Annotated in this window: 15 protein-coding genes; 8 read left to right on the forward strand and 7 right to left on the reverse strand. The window is 55.2% G+C overall.

The features are described from left to right. The first annotated feature begins 59 nt into the window (after nt 1-59). Nucleotides 60-947, forward strand: coding sequence for an AEC family transporter (locus ACP86_RS08310; RefSeq protein WP_008172703.1), 888 nt, complete (start codon nt 60-62; stop codon nt 945-947). A gap of 43 nt (nt 948-990) precedes the next feature. Then, on the forward strand, nt 991-1,881 hold the full coding sequence (locus tag ACP86_RS08315; protein ID WP_053113291.1) for a prenyltransferase: 891 nt from the start codon (nt 991-993) through the stop codon (nt 1,879-1,881). Here the strand turns inward: ACP86_RS08315 and ACP86_RS08320 are convergent. Further along, on the reverse strand, nt 1,871-3,514 hold the full coding sequence (locus ACP86_RS08320; RefSeq protein ID WP_053113292.1) for a methyl-accepting chemotaxis protein: 1,644 nt from the start codon (nt 3,512-3,514) through the stop codon (nt 1,871-1,873). The genes ACP86_RS08315 and ACP86_RS08320 overlap by 11 nt on opposite strands. A gap of 222 nt (nt 3,515-3,736) precedes the next feature. On the opposite strand from ACP86_RS08320, the gene ACP86_RS08325 reads away from it, so the two are divergent. Together ACP86_RS08325 and tsaA are read left to right on the forward strand one after the other, a co-directional pair. Continuing rightward, nucleotides 3,737-6,244: an acyl-CoA dehydrogenase gene (locus tag ACP86_RS08325; RefSeq protein ID WP_008172698.1), complete on the forward strand. Its 2,508-nt coding sequence runs from the start codon at nt 3,737-3,739 to the stop codon at nt 6,242-6,244. Between the two features lie 15 nt (nt 6,245-6,259). Next, entirely contained in the window at nt 6,260-6,745 is a 486-nt protein-coding gene (tsaA, locus tag ACP86_RS08330) for a tRNA (N6-threonylcarbamoyladenosine(37)-N6)-methyltransferase TrmO (RefSeq protein ID WP_053113293.1), read from the forward strand. Nucleotides 6,746-6,749: 4 nt separating this feature from the next. Here tsaA and ACP86_RS08335 read toward each other — a convergent pair whose 3' ends face one another. Together ACP86_RS08335 and ACP86_RS08340 are read right to left on the reverse strand one after the other, a co-directional pair. Continuing rightward, nucleotides 6,750-7,055, reverse strand: a complete 306-nt coding sequence (locus tag ACP86_RS08335; RefSeq protein ID WP_053113294.1) for a hypothetical protein — start codon at nt 7,053-7,055, stop codon at nt 6,750-6,752. 134 nt (nt 7,056-7,189) lie between these two features. Then, a complete protein-coding gene (locus ACP86_RS08340) occupies nt 7,190-8,149 on the reverse strand; it encodes a LysR family transcriptional regulator (protein WP_053113295.1) in 960 nt (319 codons plus the stop codon). Nucleotides 8,150-8,479: 330 nt separating this feature from the next. Here ACP86_RS08340 and ACP86_RS08345 point away from each other — a divergent pair, with 330 nt between their 5' ends. Beyond that, the gene (locus tag ACP86_RS08345; protein WP_053113296.1) at nt 8,480-9,361 is read left to right on the forward strand and encodes a DMT family transporter; all 882 of its coding nucleotides are present in this window, start codon (nt 8,480-8,482) and stop codon (nt 9,359-9,361) included. Between the two features lie 205 nt (nt 9,362-9,566). On the opposite strand, the gene ACP86_RS23680 is transcribed toward ACP86_RS08345, so the two are convergent. Next, a complete protein-coding gene (locus ACP86_RS23680) occupies nt 9,567-10,034 on the reverse strand; it encodes a DUF3592 domain-containing protein (protein WP_227507874.1) in 468 nt (155 codons plus the stop codon). 313 nt (nt 10,035-10,347) lie between these two features. Further along, nucleotides 10,348-10,800, reverse strand: coding sequence for a hypothetical protein (locus ACP86_RS08355; RefSeq protein ID WP_053113298.1), 453 nt, complete (start codon nt 10,798-10,800; stop codon nt 10,348-10,350). Between the two features lie 541 nt (nt 10,801-11,341). On the opposite strand from ACP86_RS08355, the gene ACP86_RS08360 reads away from it, so the two are divergent. From ACP86_RS08360 to ACP86_RS08375, 3 genes are all read left to right on the forward strand, one after another. Then, nucleotides 11,342-12,517 (forward strand): hypothetical protein, encoded by a 1,176-nt coding sequence (locus ACP86_RS08360; protein WP_141201817.1) that lies wholly within the window; start codon nt 11,342-11,344, stop codon nt 12,515-12,517. A gap of 36 nt (nt 12,518-12,553) precedes the next feature. Beyond that, on the forward strand, nt 12,554-13,621 hold the full coding sequence (locus ACP86_RS08365; RefSeq protein ID WP_053113300.1) for a hypothetical protein: 1,068 nt from the start codon (nt 12,554-12,556) through the stop codon (nt 13,619-13,621). A gap of 78 nt (nt 13,622-13,699) precedes the next feature. Further along, a protein-coding gene (locus ACP86_RS08375) for an IS3 family transposase (RefSeq protein WP_227507849.1) occupies nt 13,700-14,811 on the forward strand; the annotation gives its coding sequence in 2 pieces (ribosomal slippage) (nt 13,700-13,961 and nt 13,961-14,811; 1,113 coding nt in all). A gap of 82 nt (nt 14,812-14,893) precedes the next feature. Here ACP86_RS08375 and ACP86_RS08380 read toward each other — a convergent pair. Continuing rightward, the gene (locus tag ACP86_RS08380; RefSeq protein WP_053113302.1) at nt 14,894-15,352 is read right to left on the reverse strand and encodes a hypothetical protein; all 459 of its coding nucleotides are present in this window, start codon (nt 15,350-15,352) and stop codon (nt 14,894-14,896) included. 79 nt (nt 15,353-15,431) lie between these two features. Then, nucleotides 15,432-16,034, reverse strand: a complete 603-nt coding sequence (locus ACP86_RS08385) for a hypothetical protein (protein WP_053113303.1) — start codon at nt 16,032-16,034, stop codon at nt 15,432-15,434. Between the last annotated feature and the right edge of the window lie 714 nt (nt 16,035-16,748).

Below are 16,748 nucleotides of genomic sequence, written 5' to 3' on the forward strand. Positions count from 1 at the left end.
CTTGCGAACCTAACGGTTTATCCAATAAAAACTTCCAAACATTCCCCGGAGCCTGTTCAATGATTGGCCAGATTCTGTCCACCATGTTGCCGGTGTTTCTGATCGCCGGTTGCGGCGCACTCTATGGCCGCTACCGGACGCCCGACATCCAGGGACTGAACGTTCTCAACATGGAACTGTTTGTGCCCATGCTGGTCTTCGCTGTTCTTGCTGACCAGCAGGCTCCGCTGCAGAACTACGCCCAGCTTGCACTGGCCGCCACGGTGGTTGTGCTCGGATCAGGAATTGTTCTGTATCCGCTGGCCAGGGTTCTGAAGCTGAACCTGAAGACCTTTCTGCCACCGATGATGTTTAACAATTCCGGCAATATGGGTCTTCCGCTGCTGGTACTGGCCTTCGGCGATGAGGCCCTGCCGGCGGCCATTGTGCTATTCATCGTGGAAATGCTGCTGCACTTTTCGGTGGGGCTGTACATGCTCGCCCCCCATACCTCCATCGTAAAACGCCTGAAGCTGCCCATCGTATTTGCCAGTATTGCCGGGCTCTCGGTCAATCTCGGGGGCGTGACCCTGCCGGAATGGCTGCTGGAAACCCTGAACATGCTCGGTGGTGTGAGCATACCGCTGATGCTCTTTGCCCTTGGCGTGCGCATGCTTGATATCGATTTCAGTGACTGGAAACTGGGTATGCTGGGCGCCATCGCCTGTCCCGCCAGCGGTCTGATCCTTGCATGGCCGATGATTGCGGTTCTGGATCTTCCCGGGATGCAGGTGGCGGCGCTGTGGGTATTTGCAGCCTTGCCTCCGGCCGTACTCAATTACATGGTGGCGGAACAGTATCGGCAGGAGCCACACAAGGTCGCCTCGCTGGTATTATTGAGCAATCTGGGCAGTCTTGTGGTTATGCCGGTTGTGCTCGGTCTGGTGTTTGCCGCCGGCTACGTCTGAGCATCTGCCCCACTAACCGCTCTGTTAGCCGAGGAAGGACCCGATGTCTGAAACCGTTGCGGTGGTGCGCGCCTCCCGACCCAATTTCCTGGTACTCGCACCGCTGTGTGCCGGCCTTGGCGTGGCGGTAGCCTGGCACCAGGGCGAGCCTCCGGCCCTGCTCAATACCCTGCTCGTCCTGATTGGCGCCCTGCTGGCCCATGCCGCCGTCAATCTGCTCAATGAGTACGAAGACTTTGCCTCCGGGCTGGATCTGATTACCCGTCGCACGCCATTCTCCGGCGGCAGTGGTGCCTTGCCGGAGGTTCCCACCGCCGCCCGGCAAGTCCTGCTGGCCGCCTTTGGCACACTGGGACTGGTTGTCGCAATCGGGTTGTATTTTCTCTGGCTCCGGGGCCTGCCAATGCTGGTGCTCGGCGCGGCCGGCGTGGTGCTGGTGCTCACGTATACCCGCTGGATTACCCGTTCGCCGCTGATTTGCCTGCTGGCTCCGGGGCTGGGGTTCGGACCGGTGATGATTCTGGGCAGTCTGATTGCCCTTGGGGCCCGGCTGGACGCAACGGCCCTTACCGTTTCCACCATCGGCCTGCTGCTCGTCAGTGAGTTGCTGCTGATCAATCAGATACCGGATGCCGACGCGGACCGGAAAGTCGGGCGCCGACATCTGGTGATTACTCTTGGAAAGAAAGCCGCCACCCGCCTGGTTGCGCTTTTGCTGCTGGGCAGCTTTGGGATTCTGGGCTCGGCGATCTGGATTGGCTGGTTACCGCTGTGGACCGCTCTCGCGTTTGCGCCTCTGCCGGCAGCGATCTGGATAAGCGTCAAGCTGCCCGGCGCGCTCAACCGCCCCGAACAGCTCAACTCTCTCCTCGGCACCAACGTCGCGGTGCTGCTGGCGACCCTGGCACTGCTGATCTCCGGCCTCAGCCTTTGAACCGGAACACACTGACCCGCGAACGCAGCTGACCGGCAAGCACGGCCAGATCCCGGCTTGCCCCGGCCACCTGCTCGGAACCGGCTGAGGTCTCCACCGTGGCATCATGGATGCGGCTGATATTGCGGTTAACTTCTTCTGCAACGGAACTCTGCTCTTCCGAGGCACTGGCGATCTGGGCATTCATGTCGTTGATGGCACCCACCTCATGACGAATCCGGGCCAGAGCAGCTTCCGCCTCGCTGGTCTTGTCCACCGTGGTGCGGGCAAGCTCCCGACTGCTTTCCATAACCTCGGTCGCCTGGCCGGCGCCCGCCTGCAGGTTTCCAATCATCTCCTGAATTTCCCGGGTGGAATCCTGGGTCCGCGATGCCAGCGACCGTACTTCGTCGGCCACGACAGCGAATCCTCGTCCATGGGTGCCGGCGCGTGCCGCCTCGATCGCAGCATTCAGCGCCAGCAGGTTGGTCTGTTCGGCGATGGCGTTGATCACCTCGATGATCTTTTCGATATTGGCGCTGTCCTGGGACACGCGCTGCACAGTCTGTGTTGCCTGCTCCAGGGTTTCCGCCAGCTCTCCGATGGAGGCCGCGGTTTCCTGCACCACGCGATTACCGCTCTCCACTTCGATGTCGGCTTTCTGGGTGGCGGTTGCCGCGCTGGCGGCAAAACCCGCCACTTCGTTCACCGTGGCGGCCATCTGGTTCACCGCCGTGGCCATCTGTTCCGCCTCGGTCGCCTGGAGACGTATCTGTCGGCTGTTGTTATCCGAAGTGCTTTCAAGTTCAGAGGAGGAAGTGGAGAGCTCTTCAGCGGCAGACCCTACTTCCCGGATAATGCCGCCCAATCGCTCCACAGTGTCCTGCAGCGCGCCCATCACGCTATCCGGGTACCGTGTCCGGAGCTCCTGGTCCAACTCACCATCGGCCAGCTGACGAATGGCCCGGGCAACGTCTTCGGGCTCACCGCCAAGAATCTTCTTCAATCGGCGAATGATCACCAGTGCCACCAGGGCACCCAGAACCACCGCGAGACCGGTGACGGCCAGGTTCAACGCATTGAATGTACTCGCTGCCTCGCGAACCTCATCCACGCCACCTGTAACCACCTCTTCCTGGTAATCAATAAAGGCATTTACCCGTTTCAACCACTCCGAGTAAGCGCCAGAGACATCGCTGAGCAGAAATGCCCGGGCCTGGTCGATCTCTCCCGCCAGGCGAAGCTCGAGGAGGTCGCCGGTCAGCGTCAGGGCCCTGCGCTGGATCTCTTTGATCGCTGCCAGGAGCTCCCTTTCCCGGCTGTTAGCGCCTTCTTCCCGGAACATCCTATCCATCGGGCCGGCGGAATCCCGATAGAACCCCTTAAGACGCTCAATGTCCGCGAGGTGCCGTTGTAGCTCCCGGTCGTTCTCAACCAGTACTGCATCGCGAATGGCTATTGCCCGGTCATGGACACTGCCCCGAAAGTTAATGGCGTAGCGCTGCTTCACGGCGGCGCCATCACCCACGTCGGTCAGGGTCCTGTCGATAAAACCGACCCGATGATTACCAACCAGACTTATGGCAATCATCAGCGACAGAATCAGACCAAAGCCAAGGGCAAGGCGTTTCGCAACGGTGAGCTGGCTAAACATCATTAGGCTCCGGGTACTTTTTATTGAATGAGGCTATGTGTTCTCCGAAAGTTGCAGTCTGGATCAATCAATGGAGAGAAACTTGCGGGTTTTTGACAATGCTTTTCATTACTGCAATCAATCTTTACATCCCGCCCCCACGCCTCTTGCAACTGGTCAGGCTTTGACCGATGGTAAAGGTCAGTTTCTCGCTGATTGCATTCACGATACGGAGGTCTTCACATGAGTGTTCTACTTCTGCTGATCAGTGCCCTGGTGCTGATCTACCTGGGTATAGGCGGCACCACAGCCGCTGCCGTCATGTCCATTGCGACCGTTGTGGGTCTGTTCCAGGATGAATGGCACCTGATCAGCATTCTTTGTGGCGGTGTACTGCTGGCGCTGGCGTTAATCCTTGTTATTCCCGGCGACTTGCGCCTCGACAAGCTCAGCCGCCCCCTGCTTGGCTGGGTGCGCAGCCGGCTGCCGAAACTCTCGGATACCGAGGCGGAAGCCCTGAAATCCGGCTCGGTGGACTGGGACGGCGAACTTTTCTCCGGCAAGCCCAAATGGAACAAGTTGCTGGACGCCAAGCCGGCGCACCTCACCAGCGAGGAACAGGCCTTCCTGGACGGCCCGGTGGAAAAGCTGTGCGCCATGCTCGACGACTGGAAAATCACCCACGAGCAATACGACCTGCCGGACAAGGTCTGGAAGTTCATCCGTGAGAACGGCTTTTTCGGCCTGGTGATTCCCAAAGAAGACGGCGGCCTGGGGTTCTCCAACACCGCCCACTCGGAAATCGTGATGAAGATTTCCACCCGGAGCGTATCGGCTGCCGTTACCGTGATGGTGCCCAACTCCCTCGGCCCGGGCGAGTTGCTGATGCACTACGGCACCGATGAGCAGAAACAGCATTATCTGCCCAGACTCGCCGGCGGCGACGAGATTCCCTGTTTCGCCCTCACCTCCCCGGTGGCCGGCTCCGACGCCGGCGCCATTCCGGACAAAGGCATCGTCTGCAAGGGCAAATGGAACGGCAAGGAAGTGCTGGGCCTGAAAGTCACCTGGAACAAGCGCTACATCACCCTGGCCCCGGTGGCGACACTGATCGGCCTGGCCATCAAGGTCTATGATCCGGACAAGCTGCTGGGCGATTCCGATGAAATCGGTGTGACCTGTGTACTGGTGCCCAAAGACACGGACGGCGTCAACGCCGGTGCCCGCCACCTGCCCATGAACACCGTATTCATGAATGGTCCCACCTGGGGCAACGACGTGTTCATTCCCATGGAACAGGTCATCGGCGGCCAGGATATGCTCGGCAAGGGCTGGACCATGCTGCTGGAGTGTCTGTCTATCGGCCGCTCCATCTCCCTGCCCGCCCTCGGCACCGGTGCCGGCAAGGTGGCCAGCCTGGCCACCGGCTCCTACGCCTACACCCGGGAACAGTTCGGCCGGACCATCAGCCAGTTTGAAGGCGTGCAGGAAGCCCTGGAGCCCATCGCAGGCTACACCTACATGATGGACGCTGCCCGGCTGCTGACCTCCGGCATGCTGGACCGTGGCGTGCGGCCCTCGGTGCCGTCCGCCGTGCTGAAATACCGCAATACCGACCTGATGCGGGAAGTCATCAACCATGCCATGGACGTGGTGGCAGGCCGCGGTGTCATCACCGGCCCCCGCAACTTCCTGGCCCGGGCCTACCAGGCGGTCCCCATCGGGATCACCGTGGAAGGCGCCAATATCCTTACCCGGAGCCTGATGATCTTCGGCCAGGGTTCCATCCGCTGCCATCCGTTCATTGTTGAGGAAATCGAAGCAGCAGGCATGGAAGACGAGGACAAGGCAGCGAAGAAATTCGACGGTATCTTCTACCGGCATCTGGCCCATACCACCCGCAACGCCCTTCGGGCCCTGCTGCTGGGACTGACCAGGGGATGGGCCGAATCGGTGCCACGGCAAGGCAACATCAAGTCCAGCTACCGACAGCTGGCGCGGTTCTCAGCAGCCTTCGCCCTGATGACTGACGTCACTCTGCTGACCGTTGGTGGAGGCCTCAAGGCCCGGCAACGCCTCTCAGGGCGCATGGCCGACTGCCTGGTGCAACTCTATTACGCCACCGCCGTCATCAAACAATGGCATGAGGAGGGTTACCCGGATGACCAGCGGCCGCTGGTAGAGTGGTGCCTACAGACCTGCCTCAGGGATCTACAGGGCTCCATGCGCGAAGCCATCATCAACTTCCCGGTTCCGGCCCTGCGCTGGCCCCTGCGACTGCTGGTGTTCCCGCTGGGTGCCACTGGCCTGAACGGCCCGGACGACAAGCTGGGCGCACAGGTCGCGGAATCCATCGTCAAGGACACCCCGGTACGCCAGCGCATCAGTCGCGGTACCTACACCACCATGGACCCGGAAGATCCGCTCGGGCGGGTGCTCAATGCCTACAAGCTGGCCAACGAGACCGCGGACATGCGCAGCCGACTGCATGACGCCATGCGTAACCGCGATGAAGACGAACTGGGCGGCATTGACCTGCTGATGGGCCATCAGCGCAAGGAACTGGTCGACTGGGCCTGTGCCCAGGGCGTGGTCAAGGCAGACGAATGCGACAAACTGCTGGAAGCACTGGAAGCGCTTTACGATGTGATTCGCGTGGATGCTTTCGATGCCGATGGCCTGAAAGCGCTGTCCCGGTGCGCCAAAGGCAAGCGCAAGGTGGTCGAACGCCCACCCAGAGACGAGAAATAAGGTACGGGCTGGTCGATGAGCGATCTTGCAGATTTGCGTCCCAATGAGGAGGCCGTGGAACTGGAACCGGCCTCTGACGCCACGTTGCGATTCATCGGCACCATTCATACCCCCTGGCGCGATCGCAAGGACTGCCCGCGCCAGGGCCGCCTTGACGGCCCGGAGTGCCAGCTGGTTCTGGACCCCGTCTGGCACAACGCGCTGGCGGGGCTCGAAGACTACGACACCATTGAGGTGCTTTACTGGCTCGACCAGAGCCGCCGGGACCTGATCCGGCAAAGCCCCAGAAGCGACGGCCAGACCTTCGGCACCTTTGCCCTGCGCTCGCCGGTTCGGCCCAATCCGATTGGCACGTCCATGGTCAAACTGGTTCGTATAGAAAAAGGGACCCTGATCGTGCGCGGCCTGGACTGTCTGGACGGCACCCCGCTGCTGGACATCAAGCCAGACCGCTGCGCCTTCAGTCCGAAAGCGCCGGATAAAACGGGCGGTGGGGAGTGACCCGTTACTGATCGAGAATGTTGATGATTTCCCGAGTGTCCTTGATCACCGTATAAATTCGGTCTTCCACTCTCACTTCTTCCCGACCATCGCCGATGTCGCGCACATCACCATAATCGTAAAGCTCACGATGCAAACGGTCGCCCCGGCCAATATCCACTTTTTTCTGCCAGCCAGGGGGCAGCGGCTTGCCCTGTTCCAACTTCTTCTGCAGCCCGGGCGGCAATGCATCGGTGTGATTGCCAGCGTTGACGGGCGTGGTCGCACCAAACAGCAATACAATAACGGCAGCAAACAGAGTTTTGTACATAGTCTTGTGGCTCCTCTCAGACAAAGGTCAGGAACGGGCTCGATGGATCGCCAAGCCCCGATAACTTTGTGTACACACGCTCAGTGTCCACGTTACGTTCCGTCGCAGGATTAACATCCTGCTCGCCTGCCCGGCTAATCGGATACCTCTTCCGGACGTAATCCTGAATTGATCGCTTCTGAAACCAGCCAACGCCGAAGAAGCTGAATCCCTCGTTCACGACGACGGCTGGTTTTCCATGCAAAGTAAAAAATGTCGCCCGTCATAACGGAGTGGCAGGGCAAGCGCACAAAGTCACCGGAATCCTTGCGGGTGCTGAGCATATAGTCGTTGGTCAGCGCAATTCCCTGGTGGAAGCGCGCAGCCTCCAGCGACAGCAGCATATGACTCGAGTGCAGTAAACGGCAGGATTTGGGCAGGTCCAGGCCCGCTTCACGATACCAGGCTTCCCAATCCCCACCCTGCCGGTTATAGATGCTGTAGGTCGACAGCAACGGAAACTCCGCCATCATCGCCGGCGTTAACGACACCGATGCCGGGTCGCCGGCAACCTCTTCCAACGCCAGCTCCCGGCGTATCTTCTGCCAGTAATCCTGGCTGCACACGGGGAACAGACGCTCCTCGTAAAGCAGCTCATAGCTGAATGCCGGCGAAGAAGGCTTAACGGTAATAAAGCAATCTGCAACCCGGTCCGACAACACCGGATTGCCACTACTCATCTCCAGCGCCAGATCCAGCTGAGGATGCAACCGCTTCAGATCCGGCAACCGTGGCACCAGCCAGCGCACGGCAAACGAACTGAACACCGAGAGCCTCAGCAAGGACTCCTCATGCCCCAGAATCTGCTCACTGGCCCGCTCAATCTGCAACAGCGCTGAACTGACCGCATCCAGGTACTGCCGGCCCTCATCGGTCAGCGACAGCGTCCGTCCACTGCGCCAGAACAACTGCTCGCCCAGGTAGGTTTCCAGCTGCTTGATCTGATGGCTGACGGCACTCTGGCTCACCGCCAACTCATCGGCAGCGAGTGAAAAGCTGTTGAGACGGGCAACGGCTTCGAAAACAGGCAGGGCTTTCAGGGGTGGCAGCTTCATTATCTAATTTTCTAATAGCACGTGAATATTGATCATTTTATCGGATATTAGCACCCACTTAGACTGCCCTCCATGTTTGTCATTCCAACTTGAGATTGAGATTCGATCTCATGATACGTGGGATTGCTCCAGGCCAGAGCTACCAAGGCTTGTGAGTCCGCTTATGTCCTATCCGAAAAAGCGCCTCACAATTTTAGCGTGAGATTCCGAGCTCTTGATGTCGTTTTGGCGCCTGTCTGTGGTCTCTGGCATTGAGCGGTAGGTAACGAAATTCACCCAGGCGCGAGGCGGGCATGAAACCGTCGACGCCGAAACTTAAAGGGGGGCACCATGTCAGGAAAAACCGTCAATAGCGCCATACTTTTGCTGGTGATCGGCAACGCTATGGCGATCATTTCCGATGTCTTTATCAAGCTGCTGGAGCCCGGTGCCCCTATTTTCCAGTTTGCCTTCCTGCGCTGCGTCCTGACTCTGTTCATGCTCATACCACTGGTTGGCAAACTGAACCGGAAGTACCTGTTCGCAGGTCTCAAGATCCACGCCCTTCGCGCGCACATCCATCTTGCTGGCATGCTGTGCATGGTCGTAGCCCTGGGCAACTTGCCCCTCGCCACGGCCAACGCCGTGTTCTACGCCGCGCCGATACTGGTGATGGTCCTGGCTGCCCTTGTGTTTGGTGAGCGCCTCACACCGATGAGCGTGACCGCGGTGTTCAGCGGGTTCCTGGGCATCGTGTTAATCCTGAGGCCTGTCGAATTTGATTGGGCAGCCATTGCCGCACTTGGCTCGGCCTTTACCCTGGCTATCAATGCCGTGATGGTGCGCAAGCTGCCCAAGCAGCAGTCTACGATTCACAAGCTGTTTCTGAACTACCTGCTAATTGTCCCGGCCGCAGCGGCTTTGGCACTCTGGGAAGGCGCTAGTTGGGATGGCTCAATGCTCATCAGTGCCTCAGGCTCGGCATTGTTCATCCTGGGCTACAACATGACCGTCCTGCTCGCGTACCAGCAGGTGGATGCGAATCAGGTCACCAGTGCTGAGTACACCGGCCTGATCTGGGCGGTATTGATCGGATGGGTAGGTTTCAATGAGATGCCCGACCTCTGGTTCGCCGTGGGCAGCGCCATGATCGTGGTGCCGTTAATTCTTATTGGGTTGCGTTCGCGTCAGAGGAGCCACCGGGTATTGCAGGCTCATCCGGCGAATGGTTGACCCCTCCACTCACAGAGATATCAAGGGATGACCCAATCCCGTCTGTAAGACCTAATGGGAGGTCAGGGTCATTCCTCAGCGTAGAACGACACACGAAACTGACTGCGGCGCTCTAAAGACTGATTGGCGGGTTACAAAAGTAAAGCTATGGTCGCAAAGCGTACGTTCAGATCTCAGTTTCAGCTGCCGGCATCATCGGCGAGGTTTAATGAAAAGACGCCCCGTAGGCTAGCAGCGGGCCTATCCAAATTGCGAAAGATACGCAAAGTCCGAATTTACCGGGCTTTAACAGTGTGCTTTTCTTCGGGTTGTTCGGGTTATAGAAAATCTTAACCAAGCCCCCGTGCCGATCCACACTTTTGAACTGATGATCGAGAATACCCCTAGCGTTTCGATTGGTGACGAAGATCCAAGGTGAGACACGTTTGCCCCGATACCTTTTGCCATCGACCTCATATTCATAGAGCGCGCTAACAACATATCGAGTGTCAGCGTCATATCGATCGCTCCCGCCGAAGGTACGGGTGCCGCCATCCAGCAATTTGCCTCTGACTGAAGGCCACTGTCGCATTCTCAACTGGCCTATGAGTGAAAGACTCATTATCAAAAAGCAGTAAAGGGCGATGAAAAATACGACACCTTGCTTATCACCGGCTCTAGCCAGCTCCCACATCGAAACGAGGTATTCCACGCTGTTCGCTCTGTTGGTCCAGGATCGATTTTCTATTTTCCATATTTTCTGGAAGGATAAAACGAATTGCTTTTCGTTGCGGTGCGCAAATAATTGACCGTTATTTATTCGTAACCGGCGGTCGCAAAGCAAACATTCAGGTTTTAATTCAAACGCATAAGCTTAAGAGCTCCCTGATTAGGGCGCTCAGTGGAGGCTTACGGCCGGAACGGCGCCTAAGCGACTGGTCAGACGGCTTGGTGGCGAAGCTCTGAGAGAGCGCCGCCAGAACCCCGGCCTGCCGAATTAGCGCCCCCTACTGCTTCAATTCGACCCGGAGGAGCCTGAGCCTCTGCGTAGTACTCAGGTTCTCGACGGAATGAGGAGCCTCCGGATCCTTCCACATCGTCAGCGGCAACGTTAGCGGCCCGCTCATCTCCCGGGAGTCGAAGATGACTTCGCCGTCCGCGTTGCGGTCAATGAAGTGACCTGCCTCCGTGATGTGAAGAACGCTGGGCCAACGGTGATGGTGCAGGTTCTCCAGTTCACCGGGGGCGAGGGTAACTTCGAACACGCGCACTCGCTCGTTTTCCAGGAGCACTGTGTGATTTTCCGGCGCGGCGATGACTGCGTCCAGCTCGGGAGGCCATTCGGTGGGGTCGCCTGTCTGGTAGAGAAGCGGCTGTGCGTCTTGATCTTGTGCACCGACGGTGGACACAAGAACGAGCATCGTCAGGGTGATTGGGAGTAATAGGTTGAAGTGAGTCATACCATTGCCTCTCGTGAGGTTGGTTGATAGAGGGTGACGGGAGGCCGTACAACCCCTATTCAGGGCGGGGGCCTTTAAGTATGACTCAAGCAGTGGGTTTCTTCCTCCAAATAGGGCAATCGGTCGCAAAGCGAACATTCACCTCGGGCGTAACGCCTGCCCTGTACTCAAAACGGGCCTTTTTTCCGGGTTGAATTGCTTGGCGCCTTCCCAAAGCGGATCTTCTGAGGCGCTCAGGACAGTTTAAACTTCTTAAAAACCTGAATATCGAGAAATTGCAAAAGGTTCGTATTGCTCAGTCAGGCGAGGTCCTTTCTAACAATTTTTAGTGTGCCAAAACAGAGCAACTGAGAGCTACAATCAGATCCAGGAGCACCATTTTTTTGCAAAAATCAATGTTTCCGTCAGTTTGGTTTACACACCGCTGGACTCCATGAGTAATGCCGCCAAAGTACCTTTATGAAAAAAAACATCTTTTTAAAGTTGGCCCACAATGTGCTGAATTTTATTTTGGATCAATTCGAGCATAGAAGGGAATCAAGTGCGATCAGACGCCAGCATACGCATTGCAGCTTGGATAATAATTACTTTAGCCGTCACCGCGTGTGGAGGGGGAAGTGACGGTAGTGCGAGTAACGACAGTGCTCCAAATACCTCAGTCACACCCATTTCAGTTAGTGGAGGAGGAGTTAAAGGTCCTCTAATAGGTGCGTTGGTTACCGCTTATCGTATCGATACAAGTCAGAGTGATTTTAAAGGTGAGGTATTTGATGTCGGCAGTACCAACAACCGGGCAGAAATCATCGATTTGAATTTAGAAGCCGGCAAATTTTATATTCTTGAAATTGTCGCCGATGCTGACACCTTAGACTTAACGACTGGGAGCGCTCCTGTTCTCAAAAAACTCACAACAGTAATGTCTCCAGCCATTTTAGATTCAGGTTCTCCGATTTATGCAACGCCAATGACGACACTTGCTGTCGAGTTAGCCATTTCAAATGCCGACAGTTCCTCCGGGGCCTTCTCGGGAAATGACGACGGCGTGACAAGCGCATCAGAGTTTACTTCCGCGCTAGACGCAGCCGCTGGCCAGGTGAAATCATTTTTGGGCTTCGGCATGAATCAAAATATCGATATTTTCACCGCAGCGCCGCTAGTCAACAATGAAACCACTTCCCAATTAGATCTGCTACAGGTCGCAGAATATCGAACCGCGATTGAAGTAATCACGGCGCTAACGGTCGCTTTGAACGACGAAATTGAAAGTCAAAATCCTACAGCTATTTCAACTCCGGACCTTATTCTAGACGCCATCGCTGCGGACATAACTGATGGACGCATTGATGGGAAGGTCTCAGGCTCGCCGATTTTAGCGTTAAACGACATTGTGGACCTCAAAAACTCGGTTGAAATTGATCCCATCACATTAACGATACCGGGAACCTCAATACCGATAAGCAGCATCCAATCGCTTCTAGACTCGGAAACGAGCGTTACCGGAACCACTACGGATACGAGTGCCTTGATAGATGGCAGAATCGAGATTTCAGTAGGTTCTCTAAATTTTATCGCCGACTCTGACAACGATGGAGCGAGTGATCTCATTGACGCTTTCCCTACAGATCCTCTTCGAATCTTTGTTGGAGATGGGAGTAATGTCGGCGAGACTGGCATATTCGGTGGCTCACAATGGAACGATGGTTCGATATTTGAATAATTGACTGATATTACAATAGGCTGGCAGGAAGCTAATATGTTCAAAAATATGTGTTTTGTTTCGGTTTTCGTGCTACTCAGCTCTGCGTCACTTGCTGACCCCATTACTGTTCCGAATACGTTTAGTGCTGGTGATCCCATCTCCGCAACGCTAATGAACGAAAACTTTACTGTAGTGGAGTCCGGGGTTAACGATGCCGACTCGACAGCAGGAGTAGCTTTAAACACAGCGCGAGATGCAAGAAATGTTGCGAACGATGCTCAAGCAAAGGCCGATGCTGCCCAGGCGAGCGCTAACGAATTGCAAATAGTTGCAGAAGAGGCAAAGCAAACTGCTGATGACGCGCAGGCGTCAGCTGATCAAGCGCAAGATGACGCCAATGCAGCGCAAGATGACGCTAATGCAGCAGCTATCGCAGCCAGCGCAGCTCAAGCGTCCGCGAACAGCGCCCAATCGACCGCCGATACGGCCACCATCGCAGCACAGAACGCACTTGATGCTGCGAACAACGCCCAAACCACGGCAGAGGTGGCAGAAGCCCAGGCTTCGATTGCACAGCTCGATGCGGCCAGCGCGGAAAACACCGCGGAAACAGCTGCGACGGATGCTGCGGAGGCAAAAACAATCGCAGAAGAGCTACAAAACCGTGTATTAACAAATGAAGTTGATGTGCAGGACTTGAAAAATAGGCTAGACGTTTTGGAACAAATCGTTGCCGGTACTGGTAAAGCTGGTGTTTACACGGTCGTGACGTTGGGAAGCGGCGCCGATGCGTCAAAGGATGACGGTCGAATTGGGTTGGTAGGTGGATCCATCTCTGTTGGCTCAGGGCAAGTCGTTGTCTCGGAAAGTGGCTCTTGCAGTGGCCAAATCAGTATAACTGGCGCCATAAGTAAGCTGGAATTCGTTGAAGAAGTAGACGGTGAATTGCTGAATGTAGAGAGGTTCAATGATGTTTCCTCTCCGAACGATGGGAGCGTTCCCGTTACCTGTGACGCGGTTTCTTATGATGGAAGTACACTGGTGGGTAAGGCCTTTTTTAGCGATACCGCAGGAAGCACGGGTTTTATTTTTGTAGGTGCCAAGCAAAACATCACAGACTAGCCGGTGTAACCATCCCCTAAAATCGGCGCATGCGTAATTAGAGTTCTCCGGCCTACAATGAGGCAAACGGAGAACGACATGAAGAAATCACGGTACAGCGAGTCACAGATCGTCAAGATCCTGAAGGAGGTCGAGGGCGGCCGCCTGGTCAAGGAAGTCTGCCGGGAGTACGGCATCTCCGATGCGACCTACTACAACTGGAAATCGAAGTATGGCGGCATGGAGGCCTCTGATGTGAAGCGCCTCAAAGAGTTGGAAGAGGAAAACCGCCGGCTGAAGCAGATGTACGCCGAGCTGAGCCTGGATCACAAGCTGCTGAAGGATGTGATCGAAAAAAAGCTGTAAAGCCAGCCGTTCGACGAGAACTGGTGGATTACCTCAAGCAGGCTCACGGTGTCAGCATCCGCAGGGCCTGCCGAATCGCTGGCATCAGTGACTCTGTGTACCGGTATCGACCAGATACCTCCCGGGATGAACCGGTGATTGCAGCACTTCAAAGCGCGACTGAACGCTATCCCGCCTACGGCTTCAGCAAGCTGTTCAAGGTGCTGAGACGCTGGGGGCACGGATGGAATCACAAGCGGGTACACCGGCTGTATTGTGCTCTCAACCTGAACAAACGACGACGGGGCAAGAAACGACTCCCGACACGAAACCCGGAGCCATTGAGCGTACCAGTCACCGTTAATCGATGCTGGTCCATGGATTTCATGAGCGACAGTCTGTTCTGTGGTCGCCGGTTCCGCACCTTCAACGTGGTGGACGATTTTAACCGGGAGGTGCTGGCTATTGAGATTGACCTGAACCTGCCAGCACCGAGGGTCATACGAGTTCTGGAGCGCATCATTGCTTGGCGAGGCTACCCGGCCAAACTACGCATGGATAACGGTCCTGAATTCATCTCGATGGCCTTGGCAGATTGGGCTGAGCAACACGGTATCGAGCTGGAGTTTATCAAGCCGGGCACACCAACTCAGAATTCGTATGTTGAGCGCTTCAATCGGACTTACAGGGACGAGATCTTGAATATGTATGTCTTCCGGAATCTCACCGAAGTCCGAGAACTGACCGAATCCTGGATGACGGAATACAACGATGAGCGCCCTCACGATTCACTGGAAGACCTGACGCCATGGGAATACCTGGCGAAACACCAACGAGCGGAAAACTCTAATCAGCGGTGCAACTGAAACAGGGATGTTTACAATTGGCTCCTAAGCGCAGCCAAGGGAACCGGAATTACTGCGCTTTTGGTTCTCCTTGAGAGCCTGATTATAAACTGGAAGTCTCAGGTATCAGCTCGATTTTTCCCAACTTGAACCTCTCAAAAGTGTCACCTTCCTCAAAAGACCAACCTTCTGGCATTTTCGATTTATACCCCAGTTCAAAATCCAGCTTTCTAGACTCTTCTTTAGTGATTTTGACAATCTTCCAGTGTTTTTTAAGCAGACGAGCGACCTGATCGTGGCTAAGGTCTCCATCTTTGAGCAACCGGAAACACTCATCAATTAGCACAGCACACGGCACTGCATTCTCAGGGTGGTTTTTAGTTTTCCCGGTCACAGATGCTGACGCGCCATAATAGACATAACGATCTTCGGGATGGAGGAAATAATTGAATATTCGGGTATGGACAACGTCCCGCCCCTCCTCTACTTGGTTGGCGAAATTATAGACAAGCGCTTTACATGCTCTCAGCAAAATCTCGTCTCTCGTGAAGTCGGGCATCATCAGACCTACTTATAAAGTTGATTTTTCCGGAGTGCCGGAGCGCAGCGTAGGTGCCTCCGGCAACTGCCACTTTTATGGTTTATTTCAGTCGTGAAAACATCTGCGCTTTATCTGGCATTTCACCAAAATCTTTCTCTAATTTGGTTGCCTGACTCTCAAAGTCATCGCTAGCAATGTCTGCCGTCCAGATAGGCCATACGCTACCGGTGAACGAATCGTCATCAAGGAATGGTGCGAAATGAGACTGAACCACCTTATAGATATTTAGCTCGACCCTCATTTTCGCAAAGTCCATCTGACTCCACGGGATCCAGCCATGTTCCGTTAAATACCAGTAGTTCTCATTTTTAGATAGCTTTTGTGGATAGCATCGAGAATCACTATTCCAGACAGTCGAGTAACTTCGATGAGCAGCCTCTAAAGACCGGAGCAGCGATGCTGCATCAACACTCAAAACAGCGTGATTGCTCCTCAAGCGATCATCAAAGTTCCGAAACACGGCGTCATTAAGCTCAATATCAACAGGCAGAGATGCGAGTAACCCATTTGCAGACTTGTAGCCTAAAGACTGAGAGAGCAGTTCTTGGGTGCGTGTCGTCTTAATTGAAACTCCATCGTCTGCGAGAAGACTACGGAGCGAACCGACCACAGCATGAAACTCTCTTTTGGAACTAATTTTCATATGAATTCTCCTCTGCGCTCCCCATTTATTAGCAGCTGAATTCAAATGAAAATGCATAAAGCAGGATTATCACGAATAGAGTTGGGGGCTCAGGCCTCGTTTAGCCCATGCAGCATGCACTACATTGGCTTTCATCTTAGCCACTGAAAAAGCTGTGTCAAATTACTAGGGTCCATAACTTCACTATTCAGTAGCCGGCTTGAGAGAGCTCTGCTTCTCCAAGTCGACCCGTTGAAGGCCCGCTCAAGCCTGAGCAAAATTAAATGACTTGCTAGGGTATTTCACGCCCCCAATTGCTAAAGCATTCAAGGCGAAGCAATGGTGTTTCATCTCGACCCATCATCCTTATTTTGGTTCTCTTTCCAGGCCGCCCCACCAAAGCCATCAGCACTTTACCTTCCCTATTTTTGGTGCTAAAAATCTATTCGGATCAATTCGTTAGCGATCGCCCACGGAAGAAATCTCATGCTATCCGTGATTAACGATTAGAAATCTCGCCTTATCACGGTCACCCAAAATCGAAATTTTGGTGACCCCGCCGCAAGTATTTGATTTCAAAGATCACCAGATCTCACCGTAGCGTTGGACTGACACATGTTACGGGAGCAGATCGTGTGGCTCCCTCCGAAAATGCTCGGAGCCATGGATGGCGGAGAGCAAGCGTACAGGGACGTATTCACAGCGGTTTTCGGAGGGAGCCGCTCGATTTGCTCT

This window comes from Marinobacter sp. CP1, assembly GCF_001266795.1.
Lineage (GTDB): Bacteria > Pseudomonadota > Gammaproteobacteria > Pseudomonadales > Oleiphilaceae > Marinobacter > Marinobacter flavimaris.